Here is a 17027-nt window from a genome sequence, read left to right on the forward strand (position 1 = left end):
GACTAATTATACGCTTAGTGTTCGACTTTGGCGTTGAGGTAGTCATCCTGGATGCGTTCTGTTGACATAGCGGGTGCGCTGTGTTCCTGCACGGAGGTGCCCGGCGGCTCAGGCCCGGCGCGCAGGTAGCGGAACGACCCCGGAGAGGCGTGGTGGAAGGCCTGCCATCGCGGCCAGCAGATCGGCGAACGAGTGCAGGTGCGCCGCGACGTCCGCATGGTCCAACCCGCCCGCCGGTTCGGCCCCCCGGCCGGGCCAGCCTGACCGGGCTCGGCCGCGTCCGTGCCGGCCCAGGTGGGTGACCACGAGCAGCGCAGCTCCACGTCGAAGTTGTCGCCATCGGTGGCCAGCACCCCGAAACGACGCGACGACGTGGTTGTCACCGTCCCGCCGAGGGCGTGGGTCTCGGCACCGTGCGACTGGAGCGACTCCCGCAGCCAGGACCAGGCGACACCCGGCAGCAGCGGATCGTCGGCCACCTCCGGGTCGACCGAGGCCCTCGCGTAGCAGACGACTCGGGCCAGCCCTTCCCAGGCATCCTGGCCATCAGGGTCGAACAACAGCACGAATCGCCCGGACGCCGCCTCGTCATCGTTGGTGAGACCACCGGCGAGCGCGAACGCGAACGGCGCGATGCGAGTCGGCGCGGGGATCTCCCGAATGGTGACGTCGGGCCGGAGCTCGTCCAGCGAGCTTCGCAGCGCGTCGGTGGCTGCGACGAAGAGGGCGGGCGCGGTGAGCTGCAGCCGTGTTCCCCCCATGGCCGCAACGTTAGGTGCTGCACCGTGATCACGCTGGTCGGACGTCGGAGAGTGACGCTTGGAACCGTCCGTGCGGGTCTGGCCGGTTCGGGCGGGACGCAGCGGGGGGCGGAACGAGTCCGCGGGCTCGGTGGTGCCCGGCTCCGTGCTGTGCAGACTCACGCCGGGCTCCTGCCGGTGCTGCTCTCGAAGCGCCGGTCACGCCCGCAGTCCGCGCAGTCGCGGATGTGATCGTCCGGGCTCACCAGGACCTGGTCCACTCGCGTCACTCCCCGGGCACGCCGTTGGCCGGCCGGAAGTGGGCGACGCGGGACATCACGGACCGTGTGGGCATCGCGGACCGTTGTCGCACATTCCGACTGGACTGACGGTGCCACGGGTGGTGCGGTTCTCCGCGCATTCCCACCGGCGTGTCGCGTGCGGGCGGCTGTGCGCGGTGCGGGGCCGAAGCCCCATCCGCGAGAGTGCGGGTGATTCAGGCGGTTGCGCCGGACGGACCCGGTCCGGCCGCGGTGGAGGCGTCGAGCGGACGCAGCCAGTGGCGTTCCACGAAGATGGGCGCGACGGGCACCACGGACGCACCGAGGGCGAGCAGGGTGCGCCCGATCTTCCACTGTCGCAGCACCGACACGTACAGCACCAACAGGCAGTACGCGATGAACAGGGTGCCGTGCGTCGGCCCGAGGATCCGGACCCCGATCGGCTCGTCCGCGCCGTACTTGATCGCGGTCGCCACCAGCAGCAGCAGGAAGGATATGGCCTCCGCCAGCGAGACGACGCGCGTGGCGCCCACCGGCCAGAAACCGTCCCGAGCGGAAGGGTCGGTCATCGGGAATCTCCTCGACGGTCGCCGCGGTCAGACCGCGGCCCGCTGTGGTCTCGGCGGGGTCGGTGACGGGCTCGGCGCCCAGTGGTGCCCTAGCCGCCCGGCTACCGTTCACCCGATTGGCTTCTACTGTCAGTAGAAGATATCGCACACAGTCGTGCGCCCAACCCGGCATCTGCTCGCCCGTCGTGCAACGATCGGGCTATGTCCCTCGGAAACACCGCCGTCGCGCCGCCCCGTGAGGGGGCTCTGCCCCGACGTCGCGACATCGTCGCGACATCGCCGTTTCTGCGCGCCGCGGCCGGGGACCGCCCGGACCGGGTCCCGGTCTGGTTCATGCGGCAGGCCGGTCGGGTGCTGCCCGAATACCGTGCGCTGCGCGCCAACACGGCGATGCTCGACTCCTGCCGGAACCCGGACCTGGTCACCGAGATCACGCTGCAGCCGATCCGTCGGTTCCGCCCCGACGCGGCCATCTTCTTCTCCGACATCGTGCTGCCACTCGCCGCGGTCGGCGTGGACGTCGACATCGTCGCCGGGGTGGGCCCCGTGGTGGCCCACCCGATCCGCGCCCGGGCCGACCTGGACATCCTGCGTCCGCTCGAACCGGACGACGTGCCCTACGTGCAGACGGCCGTGGGCTCGCTGATCCGCGAGCTCGGCACGACACCGCTGATCGGTTTCGCGGGCGCCCCGTTCACCCTGGCCAGCTACCTCATCGAGGGAGGGCCGAGCCGCAGCCACATCAAGACCAAGGCCCTGATGTACTCCGAGCCCGAACTGTGGCACGACCTGCTCGGCCGGCTGGCCGACATCACCGCGGCGTTCCTGCGGGTGCAGGTCGACGCCGGCGCGGACGCCGTCCAGCTGTTCGACTCGTGGGCCGGCGCGCTCAGCGAGGACGACTACCGGCGCTACGTGGCCCCGCACAGCTCCCGGGTGCTGGCGGCCTTCGCCGACGACGGCATCCCGCGGATCCACTTCGGCGTCAACACCGGGCAGCTGCTCGGCGCGATGGGCGAGGTCGGCGCGGACGTCGTCGGGGTCGACTGGCGGGTCCCGCTGGACGAGGCCGTCAAGCGCATCGGCCCCGGCCGGTCCGTGCAGGGCAACCTCGACCCCGCCGCGGTCTTCGCGCCGGGCGACCTGCTGGCCGAGAAGGTGCGCGATGTCTGCCACCGCGGCGCCGCGGCGCCCGGCCACATCTTCAACCTCGGCCACGGCGTGCTGCCGGAGAGCGACCCGGGCGTGCTGGCGCACATCGTGGACCTCGTCCACCAGTTCTGATGGCCCCTCCGGGGGATCGCCCGGACGGGCCGGCAGACGCGCCCGGCGGCGTGGCCGTGGCGGGTACCGGGACGGACACCCGTGGGGAAGGGCCGCCCGCGAGGGCGAGCGGTGTGCTGAGGAGACCCGCGGCACCGCGGAACCGGATCCACCGACAAGACTGAAGGTCGACCGCGGCACCCGACGGGTCCGTCAGCGCGAGGCCGCCGCCTTCGCGCTCGACGGACACACGTCGGAGGCGGCCGGACCGGTGACGGCTGAAGGGGCTGGAGACACGTGCGGGTCGTGATCATTGGTGGGGGCATCGCGGGCCTGGCGGCCGCGAACGCTCTGGCGGGCAAGGCCGAGGTCACCGTGATCGAGGCTGGTGACCGGGTCGGCGGCAAGCTGCGCACGACCCCGATCGAGGGGCTCGCCGTGGAGGAGGGCGCGGAGTCCTTCCTGATGCGCGTGCCGGAGGGGCTGCGGCTGGCGCGGCACGTCGGTCTCGGGCACGCGATCGTCCATCCGGCCACGACCGCCGCCGCGCTGTGGGTGGGTGGCCGGCGTCGACCGATCCCGCCCAACACACTGCTGGGCGTCCCCACGGACGCCCTCGGCCTGGTGCGGTCGCGGGTGCTCTCGCCGTGGGGGCTGCTGCGGGCCGCCGCCGATCTGGTGCTGCCACGGACGACGCTGCCCGACGATCCGACGGTGGGCGGCTACGTCGGTGCCAGGGTGGGGCGGGAGATCGTCGACCGGCTGGTCGATCCGCTGCTGGGCGGGGTGTACGCCGGCCGGGCCGACGCGCTCTCGCTGCAGGCGACCGTGCCCCAGCTCACCCCGATCGCGACGGAGGACCGGTCGCTGCTGCTCGGCGCGCACCGGGTGCGGGCACGGACCGGCCCGGCACCGGCGCACACGCCGGTGTTCGCCTCGCTGCGCGGCGGGCTCGGCGCGTTCGCGCAGCGGGTGTCCGACACCAGCGGCGCGACCGTACGTACCGGCCTGATGGCCCGCGAGCTGCGGCAGACCTCGGATGGCTGGCAGGTGCGCTGCGAACCGATCGGCGGTGGGGAGGCCCCGCCTCCGTTCGCCGCCGATGCGGTGATCATCGCGGTGCCGGCGGGCGCGGCGCGGGACCTGCTCTCCCCGATCGCGCCGCACGCGGCGGCGCCGCTGGCCGGCGTGCCGTACGCGTCGGTGGGCCTGGTCACCCTGCTCTACCGGGGGGTGACGCCGCCCGCGGGCAGCGGGCTGCTGGTGCCGTCCCGAGCCGGATTGTCGATCAAGGCCGTGACCTACATGTCCGCGAAATGGCCGCACGTGGCCGCTGGCAGTGATCTCACGGTCGTGCGGGCCAGCGTCGGCCGTGCCGGCGCCGAGGGCGAGCTGCGGCGCGGCGACACCGAGCTGATCGGGGTGGTCGCGGCGGAGGTCGCCCAGGTGACCGGGATGATCGCACGTCCCGTCGCCGGCCGGGTCAGCCGTTGGGGAGGTGCGCTGCCGCAGTACCTGCCGGGCCACCTGGGCCGGATCGCGGCCGTTCGCCGGGCGTTGCCCGCAGGTCTCGCGCTCGCCGGCGCGGGCTACGACGGGGTCGGCATCCCCGCGTGCATCCGGTCCGGGGAGGCCGCCGCGGCGGCGGTGGCCGTCGGGCTGCCCGCCGGAGGCGCGGCGGCGACGGAGTCGGAGCCGGCGGGAGCCTGAGCGCCGGCGGGAGCCTGAGCGCCTGCCGGGGTCCGGGAGCACCCCGCGCGGTGGTGGGCGGTGACCACTCGCCACCGGGCGGCTGGGGTGGACAATGGTGTCATGTCAACAGGCGACGACGTCCAGCGCGGCGGTACCTCACCGCAGCACAGTGGTGCCTCCTCGGCGCGGGAGCTCAACGACGAACTGCTCTACACCGGTTGGTCGGTCTTCGCTGCCCGGCGTCCGCTGCCCGCGGACCGTGCGGAGATCGTCACAGAGGTCACCGCGCTCCTTGAGGGTGCGCTGGCCAAGGACGTGTACACCCGCGGTATCTACGAGATCTCCGGCTACCGGGCCGATGCCGACGTGATGATCTGGTGGACCTCGCCGAATCCGGATCTTCTGCAGGAGACCTACCAGCGGTTTCGGCAGACCGCTCTGGGGCGCTGCCTGGAGCCGGTCTGGTCCTCGGTGGGTCTGCACCGGCCGGCCGAGTTCAACCGGAACCACATTCCGGCGTATGTCCGCCGGGAGGACCCGCGCGACTACATCTGCGTCTATCCGTTCAACCGTTCGCTCGAGTGGTATCTGCTTCCCGACTACGAGCGGCGCGGCCTGCTCGCCGAGCACGGGATGATGGGCCGCGAGTACGAGGATGTTCGCGCGAACACGGTCGCGGCATTCGGTCTCGGTGACTACGAGTGGCTGCTTGCCTTCGAGGCCGACGAGCTGCACCGGATCGTGGACTGCATCCGCCACCTTCGTGCCAGTGCGACGCGGCGTCATACCCGACTCGAGACGCCGTTCTACAGCGGGGCACGCAAGCCCCTCGCGGATGTCGTCGCGGCGCTTCCGTAGCGGGATGAAGGCCTCGTCACATTCCTGCGCAGGCGGACCCATACCGCCTGTGTGACACGAGAGGTCGGCACCTGCCCGGGCGCCCCCACCCGTCCGGCAGGCGCCGACCGCCCCGTTGCTGCCCCCACGGCCAGGTGACGGAGTCGACCTGGGCGGGCAGAGCCCACCGATCTCCGGGGGCCCCGTCGGGGCCCGGGTGATCGATGGTCGGCGGCCGGGTGCGCCCCGGACCGGCCATGACTGACAGTAGCATCGCCGTGAGTTTCTGTCTGCTACTCGTCAATGCGTGGAGCCGCAGGGTAGGTGCAGCGCACCGTATTTCGGGTGATCGGACGTCTGTTTCACACAGCGTTACTGGCTGGTAATTCGACTGTCGTCACTGTTGGTTACCAGTGTTCCGGTGGGGTCTGTCGGCCAGCTGTCGTGAAGAAGGCGTTCGGGCTGGGCGGGGCGATGGTCCGCTGTGGTGCGCGTGCCGGTAACGTGGCCGCCTGACCATCGAGCGCCGCATGTCGAGGCTGGCGCGGGCCGCCGTCGGCCCAGGCCGGGACGCAGGTTTCGTGTCGGTTGCCCAGACCGTGCGCGCCAGACCTGTCGCGACGTCCGCGCGGCTGCCCGGGTCACACGATCGCTGGAGGGCGGAGTCGGTGAAGCCGCGAGTGGACAGGCCAGTGGGGAATACGCGCCCGGCAGCCGCCGGGGCGTGGGGGGCCGCGCCCGCGCGTACCGACTACAGGACCGGACGTGTATGAGTGAACCGCTACACCGGCAGGTGAGTCCTGATCGACAATTGGCCCGGCGGGGGGGTACCTGGGGGGTCGTCGCCGCGCGCCCGGTCCGTCGATCAGAACTGACATGCCGAAGGCCAGGGGGGGTCCTGCAGTGACGGATGTGTCCGGGGGAACAAGATCATCTGGGGGTGGGCGGCGGCGGTCTGACGAGCCCAGGCCGTCCGGCAGCCCGTGGCCGGCCAGCGCGACGGGCGTGGTGCCCCAGGTTCGCGACTACTACGACCAGGACGAGCGCGGCTACGGCGAGCCTGGTTACGACGAGCGCGGTTACGAGCGCGGCTACTACTACGACGAGGACGGCCCGGGGCGCGCCGGGCCTTCGGCACGCCACGACTGGGCGGCCGCACCGGCCCCGCCGGCGTGGCCGGTTCCGCGGGTCGGGCCGGACGGGCCGGTCGGGCCGCGAGGGTTCGGCGGGCCGGAGCGTCCCGCAGGCGGGCGCCACGCAGGCGGGCGCCACGCCGGCCCGGGGGCCGAGCAGTTCGCGTTCTCGCAGGTCCAGTCGTCCGATCCGAAGAACTACCGCGCGCAGGTCGGCTGGGAACGTCGCTACGTGCGCTTGCTGGTGCTCTTCGACGCGGTCGCCTGTGTGGTCTCGGTGGGCCTCGCCTACTTCGTGCGTTTCGGTGACATCGTCGAGTTCGACACCAAGCCCGTCTCGTCGACGCCCTACATCGTGATGACGGTCCTGCTGCCGCTGGCCTGGGTGCTGTCGATGTCGCTCAACCGGGCCTACGAGAGCAGGTTCCTCGGCGGCGGATCCGAGGAGTTCCGGCGGGTCGTGAACGCCGCGGCCAGGCTCACGGCGCTGGTGGCGGTCGCCTCGTACGCCACCAAGGCGGAGATCGCCCGAAGCTACGTGCTCATCGCTTTCCCGGCCGCGACACTGCTGTCGGTCGCGGGGCGCTCCGCCGGGCGCGGCATCCTGCACAGGATGCGGCGCCAGGGGCGTTGTCTGCACCGGGTGCTGGTCGTGGGTGCGGGTGAGTCCGCGGCCACCCTGGTCCGGCTCGCGCAGCGTGACCCCACCACGGGCTGGTCGGTCGTCGGGGTCTGCCTGGACCGGCTGCCCGGCCGGCACAGCCACGACCGACCCGAGCGCAGCGGCTTCGACCTGCTCGGTGTCCCCATCGTCGGCACTTCGGAGAACCTGCACACCGCCATTCAGGCGACGCACGCGACCACGGTCGCGATCGGCCCCCAGATGGATGGCGAGACGCTGCGACGGGTGCTGTGGGCGCTGGAGGGAAGCGATGTGGACGTCCTGGTCAGCTCCGCGCTGACCGACGTGACGGGCCCGCGGATCTCCATCCGGCCGGTCGCAGGCCTGCCGCTGCTGCACATCGAGGAGCCCGAGCTCAGCGGGACACGGCGGCTGATGAAGATGGCCTTCGACCGTTTCGTCGCCACCGTCGCGATCCTGATCTTCTCGCCGCTCCTGATCGGGCTGGGCCTGGCGGTGCGGCTGACCAGCCGTGGCCCGGCCATCTTCAAGCAGACGCGGGTCGGCCGCGGCGGTGCCGAGTTCCGGATGTACAAGTTCCGATCGATGTACGTCGACGCCGAGGCGCGCAAGGCGGAGCTGGAGTCCCACAACGAGCGGGCCGAGGGCCTGCTGTTCAAGATGCGCGACGACCCGCGGATCACCAAGGTGGGCAAGTTCCTGCGGAAGTGGTCGCTTGACGAGCTTCCCCAGCTGTTCAACGTGGTCAACGGAAGCATGTCGCTGGTCGGTCCGCGGCCGCCGCTGCCGTCGGAGGTCGCCCGCTACGAGGACGACGTCTACCGTCGGCTGATGGTCAAGCCCGGCCTCACCGGCCTGTGGCAGATCAGCGGCCGCAGCGACCTGGAATGGGACGAGTCGGTCCGGCTCGACCTCCGGTACGTCGAGAACTGGTCGTTGGCAATGGACTTCGTCATCCTGTGGCGGACCCTGTTCGCGGTGCTGCGCCGCGAGGGTGCCTACTGAGCAGGCTCCTCGTCCCAAGGTGCCTGCTCGATCCAGCCGGCCTGGACCAGATGGGCGACCACCTGGTCCACGGCCTCGGTCGCGGACAGATCCGCCGTGTTCACGACGACCTCGGCGTCCACAGGTTCCTCATAGGGGTCCGACACGCCGGTGAAGGCGGGAATGACACCTGCCCGCGCCTTGGCGTAAAGGCCCTTGCGGTCCCGCCCCTCGCACACCTCGCGTGGGGTCGACACATGGACGAGGACGAATCCCGCCCCCCGGGCGGTACTCATCGCCCGCACCTGCTGCCGAACCGCGCCATAGGGGGCGATCGGGGCGCACACCGCCGTCCCGCCGGCGCCCGCGACCTCGGCCGCGACGAAGCCGATGCGGCGCACGTTCGTATCCCGGTCGGTGCGGGAGAAGCCCAGCCCCTGGGACAGATGTGTCCGGACGATCTCCCCGTCCAGCAGGGTGACCCGCCGGCCTCGTTCGAGTAGCCGGCAGGCCAGCAGCCCGGCAAGCGTTGACTTGCCCGCTCCGGACAGCCCGGTGAACAGGATCGTGAGCCCCCGCCGGGAACGTGGTGGCATGGCACGGACCAGCTCGGCCGCCACCGCCGGTGGGGTCAGCTCGGCCGGCAGCGGCGCACCGGCGTCCAGCAGGGCGGCGATCTCGTCGGAACCCGGAGCGCCGATGGCGGGCCCGGTCAGACTGCCGGCGCAGCCGTACACCTCGGCCAGGTGCGCGCGCAGCGCGGTGAGCTCGGCCATCGCATCCAGCGCCGGTCCGCCCGCGTCGAGCTCGTCGGTGAGGCCGCCCGGCGAGGTGGCGCTCATCGTCGGCTCGCGGGGAGCCGCGAGCTGACTCGCCGGGACGACCGGCACGAGGACGAGCATGCCGCGCTGCTGCGGCGGTCCGGGCGACTGCGATGCCCGGCCGGCGGATGATCCCTGACCGGGGGGACCTGCCTGGCCCGTCGGCGGCAGGCTCCGCCGGCCGCCCCTGGCGACCGCCTCCGACGCGAGTGGCTCGTGGGTCAGCGTGGCCTCGGTCGGGCGCAGCGGCGCGTCGATCGCGTCCAGCGCGGCGAGCAGGCAGCGCACGCGGAGGTGATGGGTGGCATCCGCCGGATCCGCGCCGCCGACGGGGACGAGGATCACGCAGTGCTTGCCCCGCCGGGTCAGCGCCCGGATCCGACCCACGTCCGCGGTGTGCAGCAGACCGTCGGCCCACACCGCCCACGGCGCGCCGGTGCCGGACGCCGTCCAGCCCCGCGCGGCGAGCTGGGCGCGCAGCTGCGGTGGGGTGAGCCGCAGCGCCGGATAGTCGGGGTGCCCGGGGAGCTCGAGGCCCTCCACGGTGCCGACCAGGAGAGCCTGCCCCGTGCCGTCGGCGGCGGCTTCCGACGGGTCCGGGGCGGCCGGCGGGGCAACGGGCTCGACCGCCAGCAGCCGCAGCGCGGCGATCATCACGCCTTCCCTGTCACGCAGGGCAACCTCGGAGCCGACGGTCAGGCCGGCGGCGACGTCCACCGCAACGGGGAGGCTGGGCACCGGCGGGCCGTCGGGCTGCCGAAGCTGGCCGAGGTAGCTTGGCGCGGGCCCGAACACGCCGAGCAGCATCAACTCGAGGTCGGCGAGCTGATGTGGGTCCAGCGTGACCGAGGGCCAGGCGATGGACGCCGCCCGCAGCTCGCGGGCCCGTCCGGGATCGACAAGCGCGAGAGCCTGGCCCGCGGACCCGGCGATGTGGTCGGACTCGATGGACGTGGCGGACAGACCGGTCGCATCATGCCCTCGGCGTGGCTTCCGGGCGAAGGCGCCGACGTCGTTGTCGGAGGTGGCGCTCACACCCGCGACGGTAGCGGCTCGACCACTCGGCCGCGTTCCGGGTCGCGACACGCTCGCGGCAGACCGGTGCGGTGCGGGAGTATCCGCACATGGATCTTCCCGTGATGCCGCCGGTGAAGCCGATGCTCGCGCGGGCCGCGTCCGCGATCCCACCGGGCATGCTGTACGAGCCGAAATGGGACGGATTCCGGGCGCTGGTGTTCCGTGACGGCGCGGAGCTGGAGATCACCTCCCGCAACACCCGGCCCATGACCAGGTACTTTCCCGAGCTGGTCGAGATCCTGCTGGCAGTTCTGCCGGAACGCTGTGTGCTGGATGGCGAGATCGTGGTCATAGCCCCCGGCGGCCTCGACTTCGAGGAGCTCAGCCAGCGCGTTCATCCGGCGGCCAGCCGGGTGGATCGGCTCGCCCGGGAGACACCGGTGTCCTTCGTGGCCTTCGACCTGCTCGCGCTCGGTGACACGGCGCTGGTCGGGGAGCCGCTCGCGCGGCGACGCGCAGCCCTGGAGGACCTGCTCGCGGGCCGGACGGGCCCAGGCGTGGCGAGCTCGCCCCCGCCGGGGTCCGGGCCGGCCGGCACAGAGCTCCCGCCGGGCCGCCCTCCGGCTGGTGTCTACCTCACCCCGGCGACGGACGACCCGGACGTGGCCGCGGACTGGTTCCGGCGCTTCGAGGGCGCCGGGCTCGACGGCCTGGTCGCCAAACCGCCGGCCGGGCACTACGAACCAGACAAACGAGCCATGATCAAGGTCAAGCACGAGCGCACGGCGGACTGCGTCGTGGCCGGCTACCGGCCGTACAAGAACGACCCGGCGGCGGTCGGCTCCCTGCTGCTGGGGCTCTATGACGGATCGTCGCTGCTGTCGGTCGGGGTCACCTCGGCGTTCCCGATGGCGCGCCGCCGCGAGCTGGTCGGCGAGCTCGCGCCCCTGGTGACGGCGATCGACGATCACCCGTGGGCCCGGCCCGGCGGCCCAGACGGCACCGAGGGCGCGGACGGCGCGGCGACGCGGACTCCGTGGGACGCCGGGGAGAGCAGGTGGGCCCGCGGCCGGGACCTGTCGTTCGTCCCGCTGCGCCCGGAGCGTGTCGTCGAGGTGCGCTACGACCACATGGAGGGCCCGCGGTTCCGGCACACCACCCAGTTCGTCCGGTTCCGCCCGGACCGTGATCCGCTCGAGTGCACCTACGAGCAGCTCGAACGCCCGGTCGGGTTCGAGATCGCCGATGTCCTGAGCGGTTCGGGTGGCTGACCGAAAGGTCGGTTGACCGGCACGGCCGCGAACACCGGTACGGCCACGGACACCGGTACGGCCGCGGACACCGGTACGGCCGCGGACACCGGTACGGCCGCGGACACGGAAGCAGGCGCGCGGACCCGGGCTGCCGGCGGTCACGGCCGGGCCCAGTCCGGCGCCCACCCGGGCACCACGTCCGACGGCAGCACGCCGAGTATCGAGGCGATCCGGTCGTTGTTCGCCACGATCGCGGGGCTGGCCAGCCAGCGCTCGTAGGCCGCCCGCTGGCCGCGGCTCATGGCCTCGACGGCGATCGGCTCGTCCGTGGGGCCGAGGAAGTCGTCCGCCGGGCCCGCGATGAAGCCGTCGGCGCGGGGATCGCCGGTGTAGACGCGGGTCGCGCCGTCGGCCGTCGTGACCAGGACCGGCCGGAGCGGATCGCTGCCGCGGCGCCGCCACAGGTCCGCGACCGAGGCACGGTAGCGGGCCTGCCAGTCAGGGAAGCGCCGCAGCCCGGCCCGCAGCTCCGCCAGGACCGCCCGGGCGGGACCGATGGGCTGGTTCGCGGTGGCCCGCCGGACCCGGTCCTCGACGATCTCGACGGTCAGCCCACGGGCGAGATTCGCCAGGGTGCGTACCAGGCTCGTGGCGTCGATCGATTTCACGGTCTCCGCCAGCACGTCCAGCAGCACCGCGGTGCGCCGCTGGTGCTGCGCCACATTCGCGGCGTAGTCGCGAAGCTCGGCCTCCGCCACGTCCGTGAGAGCGGCCCCGAAGAACGTCGCCACCTCGTTGGACTGGTGGTAGGCCAGGGCACGCGGGCTGGCCGGGTAGTAGCCCGTGTCGGGCCGGTTGTAGCCGCGGGTCTGCTCCCACGCCCGCAGGTCGAGACCGGCGGCGAAGGTCACCGCGTCGGCCGCCAGCATCGGGGCGCTGGCGCCACCGCGCAGGCTCTCGCGGAGCAGCGTGGCCCACTGCCCCGGCGCGAGGCCCAGGCCCGGCGCGCCCGGTGCCGAGGTGTCGGGCGGCAGCGGAGAGGTCACCGCGGCGTAGAGATCATCCCGCCAGACGTGGAGGACCTGGCCGAACGCCGCCCGCATGTGCGCGGACACGTGCGCGGAATCGGGCCCGGCCGTCATCTCGACGAGCCGGACGACGAACTCCCGCGCCGCGGCGGGCTGGTCGTGGCGTGCCGCCGAGCCGCCCGCCGCGGCGATCAGGGCCGCGCGCGCGGGCTCGAGCTGCGCGGACCAGGCGTCGCCGTCCGGGCGCAGGGCGCCGGGCAGGCCACCACCCTGCAGATGGGACGCGGACAGGAGATGGGAGAGGTGGCGGGTGGCGAACTCGGCAGCCAGTCGCGGCTGTGCCGCGATCGCCCGCAGAAGTGCGGCGGCGTAGTCCCGGTGCGCGGAACCGGCGGCCCACCGGCTCCCGGCGGCGGTGCCCCGCGGGCCCGGCCGCAGGCCGGCGTCGTGCAGCGAGCCGTCAGCCGTGCCGAAGAACAGATCCCCGAGGCGCTCGAGCAACGCGGGCGCGAACTGCCCGTGTGCCAGCAGCGGACCCAGCAGGGACGTCTCGACCTCGCCGGGGCGGCCCGCCCGGTTGAACCCGCGCAGCCACGCCCCGGCCAGATCCCGCACCCCGCTGTAGGTGGCGAGCCCACGCCCGAGGATGACCGCCACCCGTTCCTGGGCGGCCGGCCCCGCCGGCACGAACAGCCGGTACAACAGGCGGGCGAGGCCGGTGGGACCAAGCCGGTCGAAGAACCCGGCCACGAAGTCCGGGTCGGTGACCCGTGCCCCGAGGTCGGTGAGAGCGGCGGTGACCCGCTGGTCGCCCCGGCGATTGGGATCGGGGCGCAGCAGTTCCTCCGCGAGCGCTCGGCCGGCGCCTGACGCCTGCTCGGAGGTCTCATACCGGTCCGACGACGTGGGCAGGAAGACCAGACGTGGACTGTCCCGGACCGCCGGGTCGGCGGCCTGCGCCAGAACCAGGCGGCGGTGCAGCCGGGCCTCCTGCTCCGCGGCCCAGGTGTCGACGGCCCGCAGTCGGTTCGGTGTGTCCACTGCCAGCGGGACGGCGGCGACCTGCGCCGCCAGCACCTGCGCCTGCGCCTGCAGGGAGCCACGGAGATCACCCAGCCTGCTGATCATTCGTTGCAGCGCCTCGGGATCGACGACGACGCGGTCGCCTGACATGGGCATGGACGTGGACATGGCCCGCCGCCCGCGCTGCCTACCGGCGCCCGGCCGGCGCCAGGGGCACCGCCTGGGCCGGGCCGGGATGGCGTGCCCGGGGATCGTCGAGGCCCACCAGCTCGGACTGGCCGGCGAGCAGGCCGCGGCACTCGGTGACGCACGCCTCGAGATGGCCGAGGGTGGCCGCGCGCTGGTCCGCGGCCTGGCGCCACCAGTCGTCCGCCGCCCGGCCCTGCCAGCCACCCGCGGTGGCCTCGATGAACAGCACATCGAACGCGTCGGACACCGCCTGGCGCCCCGCCGCGGCGGCCGCCAGCGCGGCCTCGACCGCGTGCAGATAACGGTTCGGAACGCCGGGTTGGGGTGCCGTGCCGATCTGGAGTGCTGTGCCGATCTGGAGTGCCGCGCCGGGCTGAGGTGAGGGCATTGTGCCGCCGTCCGTAGCAGTGATCCGTCAGGGGCGGGGCCGGCGTTCCGCGGGTGCGGTCGCGCGGCCTCGAAGGACGTGATCGACGCTAGGCGTGGCCGATGGTGACTGGCCGCTTCAGATCCGGACTGTGGACAACGTGAAGTCGTCCAGAGACCGCGTCCCGGGGCTCACCGCCCGGCCGAATCCGAATCCGAATCCGAATCGGAATCGGAATCGGGCCTCCGGGCGAGCCGCAGGAAGAGGACGTCGCTCTCCTCGAGCACGTGCACGAGCCGCAGGTCGAGCGGTGCCGCCCAGGCCGGACCGGTCATCATCCCGAGCCGCCCCGGGCCGGCCAGCACCGGAGCGAGCGTCACGCAGGCCTCGTCCAACAGCCCGGCCTGGGCGAACTGGGCGTGCAGGCTTGGGCCGCCCTCGGTCAGCACCCGCAGCAGGCCCCGGGCTGCGAGCGCGGCGAGCACGGCCGGCGGCTCGACGGTGCGTTCCCCACAGATCACGATGTCCGCGACCGGCTCCAGGGCACGCCGCGCCCGGGCCGGTGCCGCCTCGGAGGTCAGCAGCAGCGGGCGTACCGCCCCGCCGAACAGCCGTGCCTGCGGGTCGAGGTCGAGCCGGCCGCTGACGACGGCGACCGGGGGCACGGCCGCAAGCCCCGCGGCGACCCGCCGCTCCTGGCGTTCGGCCGGCACCGGAACTGGGCCGTAGTCCTCGGCTCGGACGGTGCCCGCGCCGACCAGCACCACGTCGGACAGCCAGCGCAGGGTGCGGAACACCAACCGGTCGGCCGGCCCGCCGAGCCCGCCCGACCGGCCGTCGATCTCGATGGCTCCGTCGACGGAGGTGACGAAGTTGGACCGTACGTGGGGGATGCCCGGCACCGGCTCGGGCAGCGCGTACGCGGCGTCGAGATCGACGGTTCCGGTACCGCTCGCCTCGGTGTGTGTACTCCCGAAGGCACCCGTGGCAGCAGGGGCGCTGGTGGACAGAAGGACACGCATCTGCCCGACTGTAGCCGCGCCACCCGGTGGTACCGGTGTCCGGCCACCGGTGCTTTCGCCAGGCCCGCCGGACGCCCGCGGGCACCCGGCGAAAGCACCGCGCCGCAGGGGCCGCCGCCGTTGGTGTCCCCGCGGGAGTGCCAGGATGAATGCGTGAACACGTACGTGCTGCTTCTGATCTGTGTTCTGATCGTCAGTCTTGCCGGGCTCGGCTCCCTGTACTACCTGCTGAACCGCAACGCGGCCCGCCGTCGATCCGCCCGCCGACCCGGCCGTTGAGCCGCCCGCCGACCCGGCCGCCGACCGGACCGTTGGGCCGGCCAGGCCGGCGAGTGGGTCAGGCCGTCGGCAGCAGGCGCACCACGACGACGGACTCGCCCGCCAGCTCGACCCGGCCGGGCATGTAGGTGAAGCCGGGCCGGGAGGCCGCCGGCGCGTCGAAGGGCACCCCGTCCACCGGCACGCTCTGGCGTTCGGCACCCAGGTTGCACACCACGGCCACGTCACCGTCGCGGGAAAGCCGGCGCAGCACGAACCAGTTCGCCTGCTCGTCGTAGGAGCAGCGCACTGAATCCAGCGCGGGATCGCTGAGCTGCGGTAGCCGCCGGCGCAGGGCGATCAGGCGGCGGTGCCAGTCGAGCAGCGAGGCGGGACCGGGCTGGTCACGTTCGGCCCAGTCCAGCCGGGACCGTTCGAAGGTCGCCAGGTCCTGCGGGTCGGGGACGTCCTGGGGCCCCCACCCATGGGCGGCGAACTCGCTGCGCCGCCCGGTCCGCACCGCCTCCGCGAGCCCCGGGTCGGTGTGATCGGTGAAGTACTGCCACGGTGTGGTGGCCCCCCACTCCTCGCCCATGAACAGCATCGGGGTGAACGGCGCGGTGAGCAGCAGCGCGGCTCCGATGCGCAGCCGGCCGTCGCTGAGCGTGGCGCTGGCGCGGTCACCGGTCGCCCGGTTGCCGATCTGGTCGTGGTTCTGCAGGAACGTGACGAACCGGTACGCCGGTGTCCGGCGTGGCACCGGCCGGCCGTGGGCCCGGCCGCGGAACGTCGAGTACTCGCCGTCATGGACGAACGCAGAGCTCAGCGCCTTGCTCAGCGTCTCGAACGAGCCGAAGTCCCCGTAGTAGCCCTGCCGCTCCCCGGAAAGGGTGGACCACAGCGCGTGGTGGATGTCGTCCGCCCACTGCCCGTCGAGACCGTGGCCTCCCGCCTCGGGTGCGGTGATCATCCGTGGGTCGTTGAGATCGGACTCCGCCACCGCGAACAGCGGCCGGCGTTGCTGGGTGCCGAGCCGGTGCACCGCGTCGGAGATCTCCTCCAGCAGGTGCCGGGCCCGGTTGTCGACGAACGCGTGCACCGCGTCCAGGCGTAGCCCGTCGCAGTGGTAGTCCCGCAGCCATGCCAGCGCGCTGTCGATGATGAACGCGCGGACCTCGTCCGAACCGGGGGTGTCCAGGTTGACCGCTGGGCCCCACGGGGTGCTGTAGCGGTCGGTGAAATAGGGGCCGAACCGGCCGAGGTAGTTGCCGTCCGGTCCGAGATGGTTGTAGACGACGTCCATGATCACGCCGAGGCCGCGGGCGTGCGCGGCGTCCACGAAGCGCTTGAGGCCCTCCGGGCCGCCGTAGGGCTCATGAACGGCGAACAGCCCGACCCCGTCATAGCCCCAGCCGTGCCGCCCCGGGTAGGCGTTCACCGGCAGCAGCTCGACGATGTCGATACCCAGGTCCGCGAGGTGGTCGAGCCGCTCGATCGCCGCGTCGAAGGTGCCCTGCGGCGTGAACGTGCCGACGTGGAGCTCGTAGAGCACGCTGCCGGACAGCGGCACCCCGCGCCAGTGGACGTCCGTCCAGGGGAAGCGGGCGTGGTCGACGAGCCGGGAGCGGCCGTGCACCCCGTGCGGCTGCCAGGCTGACCGTGGATCGGGCAGCTCCTGCTCGCCATCATCGAGGAGGTAGGCGTAGTCCGTCCCGTGCCGGGCGGTCGGCACCTCGACGGTCCACCACCCGCCGGGGGCACCGGCCATCTGGTGCACCGTGTCCGACACGACCAGGCTGACGGTCTTCGCGGCCGGTGCCCACACCCGGAAGTAGCTCATGGTCTCCTGTCCTGAAACCGCGGATGTCCTGCAGCCACGGATGATCTGGGGCTACGGATGATCTGGG

General features: G+C 72.8%; 13 protein-coding genes. 6 read left to right on the forward strand and 7 right to left on the reverse strand.

What is annotated here, in order from left to right; all coding sequences use genetic code 11:
* Window positions 1-14: 14 nt before the first annotated feature.
* Window positions 15-923 carry a DUF3000 domain-containing protein gene (locus tag FREUN1FDRAFT_RS05725; protein WP_006539023.1) on the reverse strand — a complete coding sequence of 303 codons (909 nt, stop codon included), beginning with the start codon at window positions 921-923 and terminating at the stop codon, window positions 15-17.
* Window positions 924-1236: 313 nt separating this feature from the next.
* Entirely contained in the window at window positions 1237-1590 is a 354-nt protein-coding gene (locus tag FREUN1FDRAFT_RS05730) for a DUF3817 domain-containing protein (protein WP_006539025.1), read from the reverse strand.
* A 201-nt stretch (window positions 1591-1791) separates the two neighbouring features.
* Here FREUN1FDRAFT_RS05730 and hemE point away from each other — a divergent pair, with 201 nt between their 5' ends.
* From hemE to FREUN1FDRAFT_RS05750, 4 genes are all read left to right on the forward strand, one after another.
* A complete protein-coding gene (hemE, locus tag FREUN1FDRAFT_RS05735; RefSeq protein ID WP_006539026.1) occupies window positions 1792-2874 on the forward strand; it encodes a uroporphyrinogen decarboxylase in 1083 nt (360 codons plus the stop codon).
* 276 nt (window positions 2875-3150) lie between these two features.
* Window positions 3151-4563 (forward strand): protoporphyrinogen oxidase, encoded by a 1413-nt coding sequence (gene hemG, locus FREUN1FDRAFT_RS05740; protein ID WP_006539027.1) that lies wholly within the window; start codon window positions 3151-3153, stop codon window positions 4561-4563.
* Window positions 4564-4665: 102 nt separating this feature from the next.
* Window positions 4666-5403 carry a hydrogen peroxide-dependent heme synthase gene (gene hemQ / locus FREUN1FDRAFT_RS05745; RefSeq protein ID WP_006539028.1) on the forward strand — a complete coding sequence of 246 codons (738 nt, stop codon included), beginning with the start codon at window positions 4666-4668 and terminating at the stop codon, window positions 5401-5403.
* An 855-nt stretch (window positions 5404-6258) separates the two neighbouring features.
* Window positions 6259-8163, forward strand: coding sequence for a sugar transferase (locus FREUN1FDRAFT_RS05750; protein WP_369809772.1), 1905 nt, complete (start codon window positions 6259-6261; stop codon window positions 8161-8163).
* On the opposite strand, the gene cysC is transcribed toward FREUN1FDRAFT_RS05750, so the two are convergent.
* On the reverse strand, window positions 8157-9998 hold the full coding sequence (gene cysC / locus FREUN1FDRAFT_RS05755) for an adenylyl-sulfate kinase (RefSeq protein WP_006539030.1): 1842 nt from the start codon (window positions 9996-9998) through the stop codon (window positions 8157-8159). The two genes, FREUN1FDRAFT_RS05750 and cysC, sit on opposite strands and share 7 nt — an antisense overlap.
* A gap of 89 nt (window positions 9999-10087) precedes the next feature.
* Between cysC and FREUN1FDRAFT_RS05760 the strand changes: the two genes are divergently transcribed.
* Window positions 10088-11251, forward strand: coding sequence for an ATP-dependent DNA ligase (locus FREUN1FDRAFT_RS05760; protein ID WP_006539031.1), 1164 nt, complete (start codon window positions 10088-10090; stop codon window positions 11249-11251).
* Between the two features lie 140 nt (window positions 11252-11391).
* Here the strand turns inward: FREUN1FDRAFT_RS05760 and FREUN1FDRAFT_RS05765 are convergent, their stop codons facing one another.
* The 3 genes from FREUN1FDRAFT_RS05765 to FREUN1FDRAFT_RS05775 form a co-directional block, all read right to left on the reverse strand.
* Window positions 11392-13434, reverse strand: a complete 2043-nt coding sequence (locus FREUN1FDRAFT_RS05765; RefSeq protein WP_232295063.1) for a hypothetical protein — start codon at window positions 13432-13434, stop codon at window positions 11392-11394.
* Between the two features lie 37 nt (window positions 13435-13471).
* Window positions 13472-13861 carry a hypothetical protein gene (locus FREUN1FDRAFT_RS05770; protein WP_006539034.1) on the reverse strand — a complete coding sequence of 130 codons (390 nt, stop codon included), beginning with the start codon at window positions 13859-13861 and terminating at the stop codon, window positions 13472-13474.
* A 170-nt stretch (window positions 13862-14031) separates the two neighbouring features.
* Window positions 14032-14862 carry a pyrimidine reductase family protein gene (locus FREUN1FDRAFT_RS05775; protein WP_006539035.1) on the reverse strand — a complete coding sequence of 277 codons (831 nt, stop codon included), beginning with the start codon at window positions 14860-14862 and terminating at the stop codon, window positions 14032-14034.
* 153 nt (window positions 14863-15015) lie between these two features.
* Between FREUN1FDRAFT_RS05775 and FREUN1FDRAFT_RS47340 the strand changes: the two genes are divergently transcribed.
* Window positions 15016-15141 (forward strand): hypothetical protein, encoded by a 126-nt coding sequence (locus tag FREUN1FDRAFT_RS47340; protein ID WP_006539036.1) that lies wholly within the window; start codon window positions 15016-15018, stop codon window positions 15139-15141.
* 58 nt (window positions 15142-15199) lie between these two features.
* Here FREUN1FDRAFT_RS47340 and treZ read toward each other — a convergent pair whose 3' ends face one another.
* Window positions 15200-16960, reverse strand: a complete 1761-nt coding sequence (gene treZ, locus FREUN1FDRAFT_RS05785) for a malto-oligosyltrehalose trehalohydrolase (RefSeq protein WP_006539037.1) — start codon at window positions 16958-16960, stop codon at window positions 15200-15202.
* Between the last annotated feature and the right edge of the window lie 67 nt (window positions 16961-17027).

This window comes from Parafrankia sp. EUN1f (genome assembly GCF_000177675.1).
Lineage (GTDB): Bacteria > Actinomycetota > Actinomycetes > Frankiales > Frankiaceae > Parafrankia.

Coding starts and splice junctions, on each gene's coding strand:
- treZ (WP_006539037.1), bottom strand. CDS start 16,960: ATGAGCTACTTCCGGGTGTGGGCACCGGCCGCGAAGACCGTCAGCCTG.
- hemE (WP_006539026.1), top strand. CDS start 1,792: ATGTCCCTCGGAAACACCGCCGTCGCGCCGCCCCGTGAGGGGGCTCTG.
- FREUN1FDRAFT_RS05760 (WP_006539031.1), top strand. CDS start 10,088: ATGGATCTTCCCGTGATGCCGCCGGTGAAGCCGATGCTCGCGCGGGCC.
- hemQ (WP_006539028.1), top strand. CDS start 4,666: ATGTCAACAGGCGACGACGTCCAGCGCGGCGGTACCTCACCGCAGCAC.
- FREUN1FDRAFT_RS05765 (WP_232295063.1), bottom strand. CDS start 13,434: ATGTCAGGCGACCGCGTCGTCGTCGATCCCGAGGCGCTGCAACGAATG.
- FREUN1FDRAFT_RS05730 (WP_006539025.1), bottom strand. CDS start 1,590: ATGACCGACCCTTCCGCTCGGGACGGTTTCTGGCCGGTGGGCGCCACG.
- FREUN1FDRAFT_RS05770 (WP_006539034.1), bottom strand. CDS start 13,861: ATGCCCTCACCTCAGCCCGGCGCGGCACTCCAGATCGGCACAGCACTC.
- FREUN1FDRAFT_RS05750 (WP_369809772.1), top strand. CDS start 6,259: ATGCCGAAGGCCAGGGGGGGTCCTGCAGTGACGGATGTGTCCGGGGGA.
- FREUN1FDRAFT_RS05775 (WP_006539035.1), bottom strand. CDS start 14,862: ATGCGTGTCCTTCTGTCCACCAGCGCCCCTGCTGCCACGGGTGCCTTC.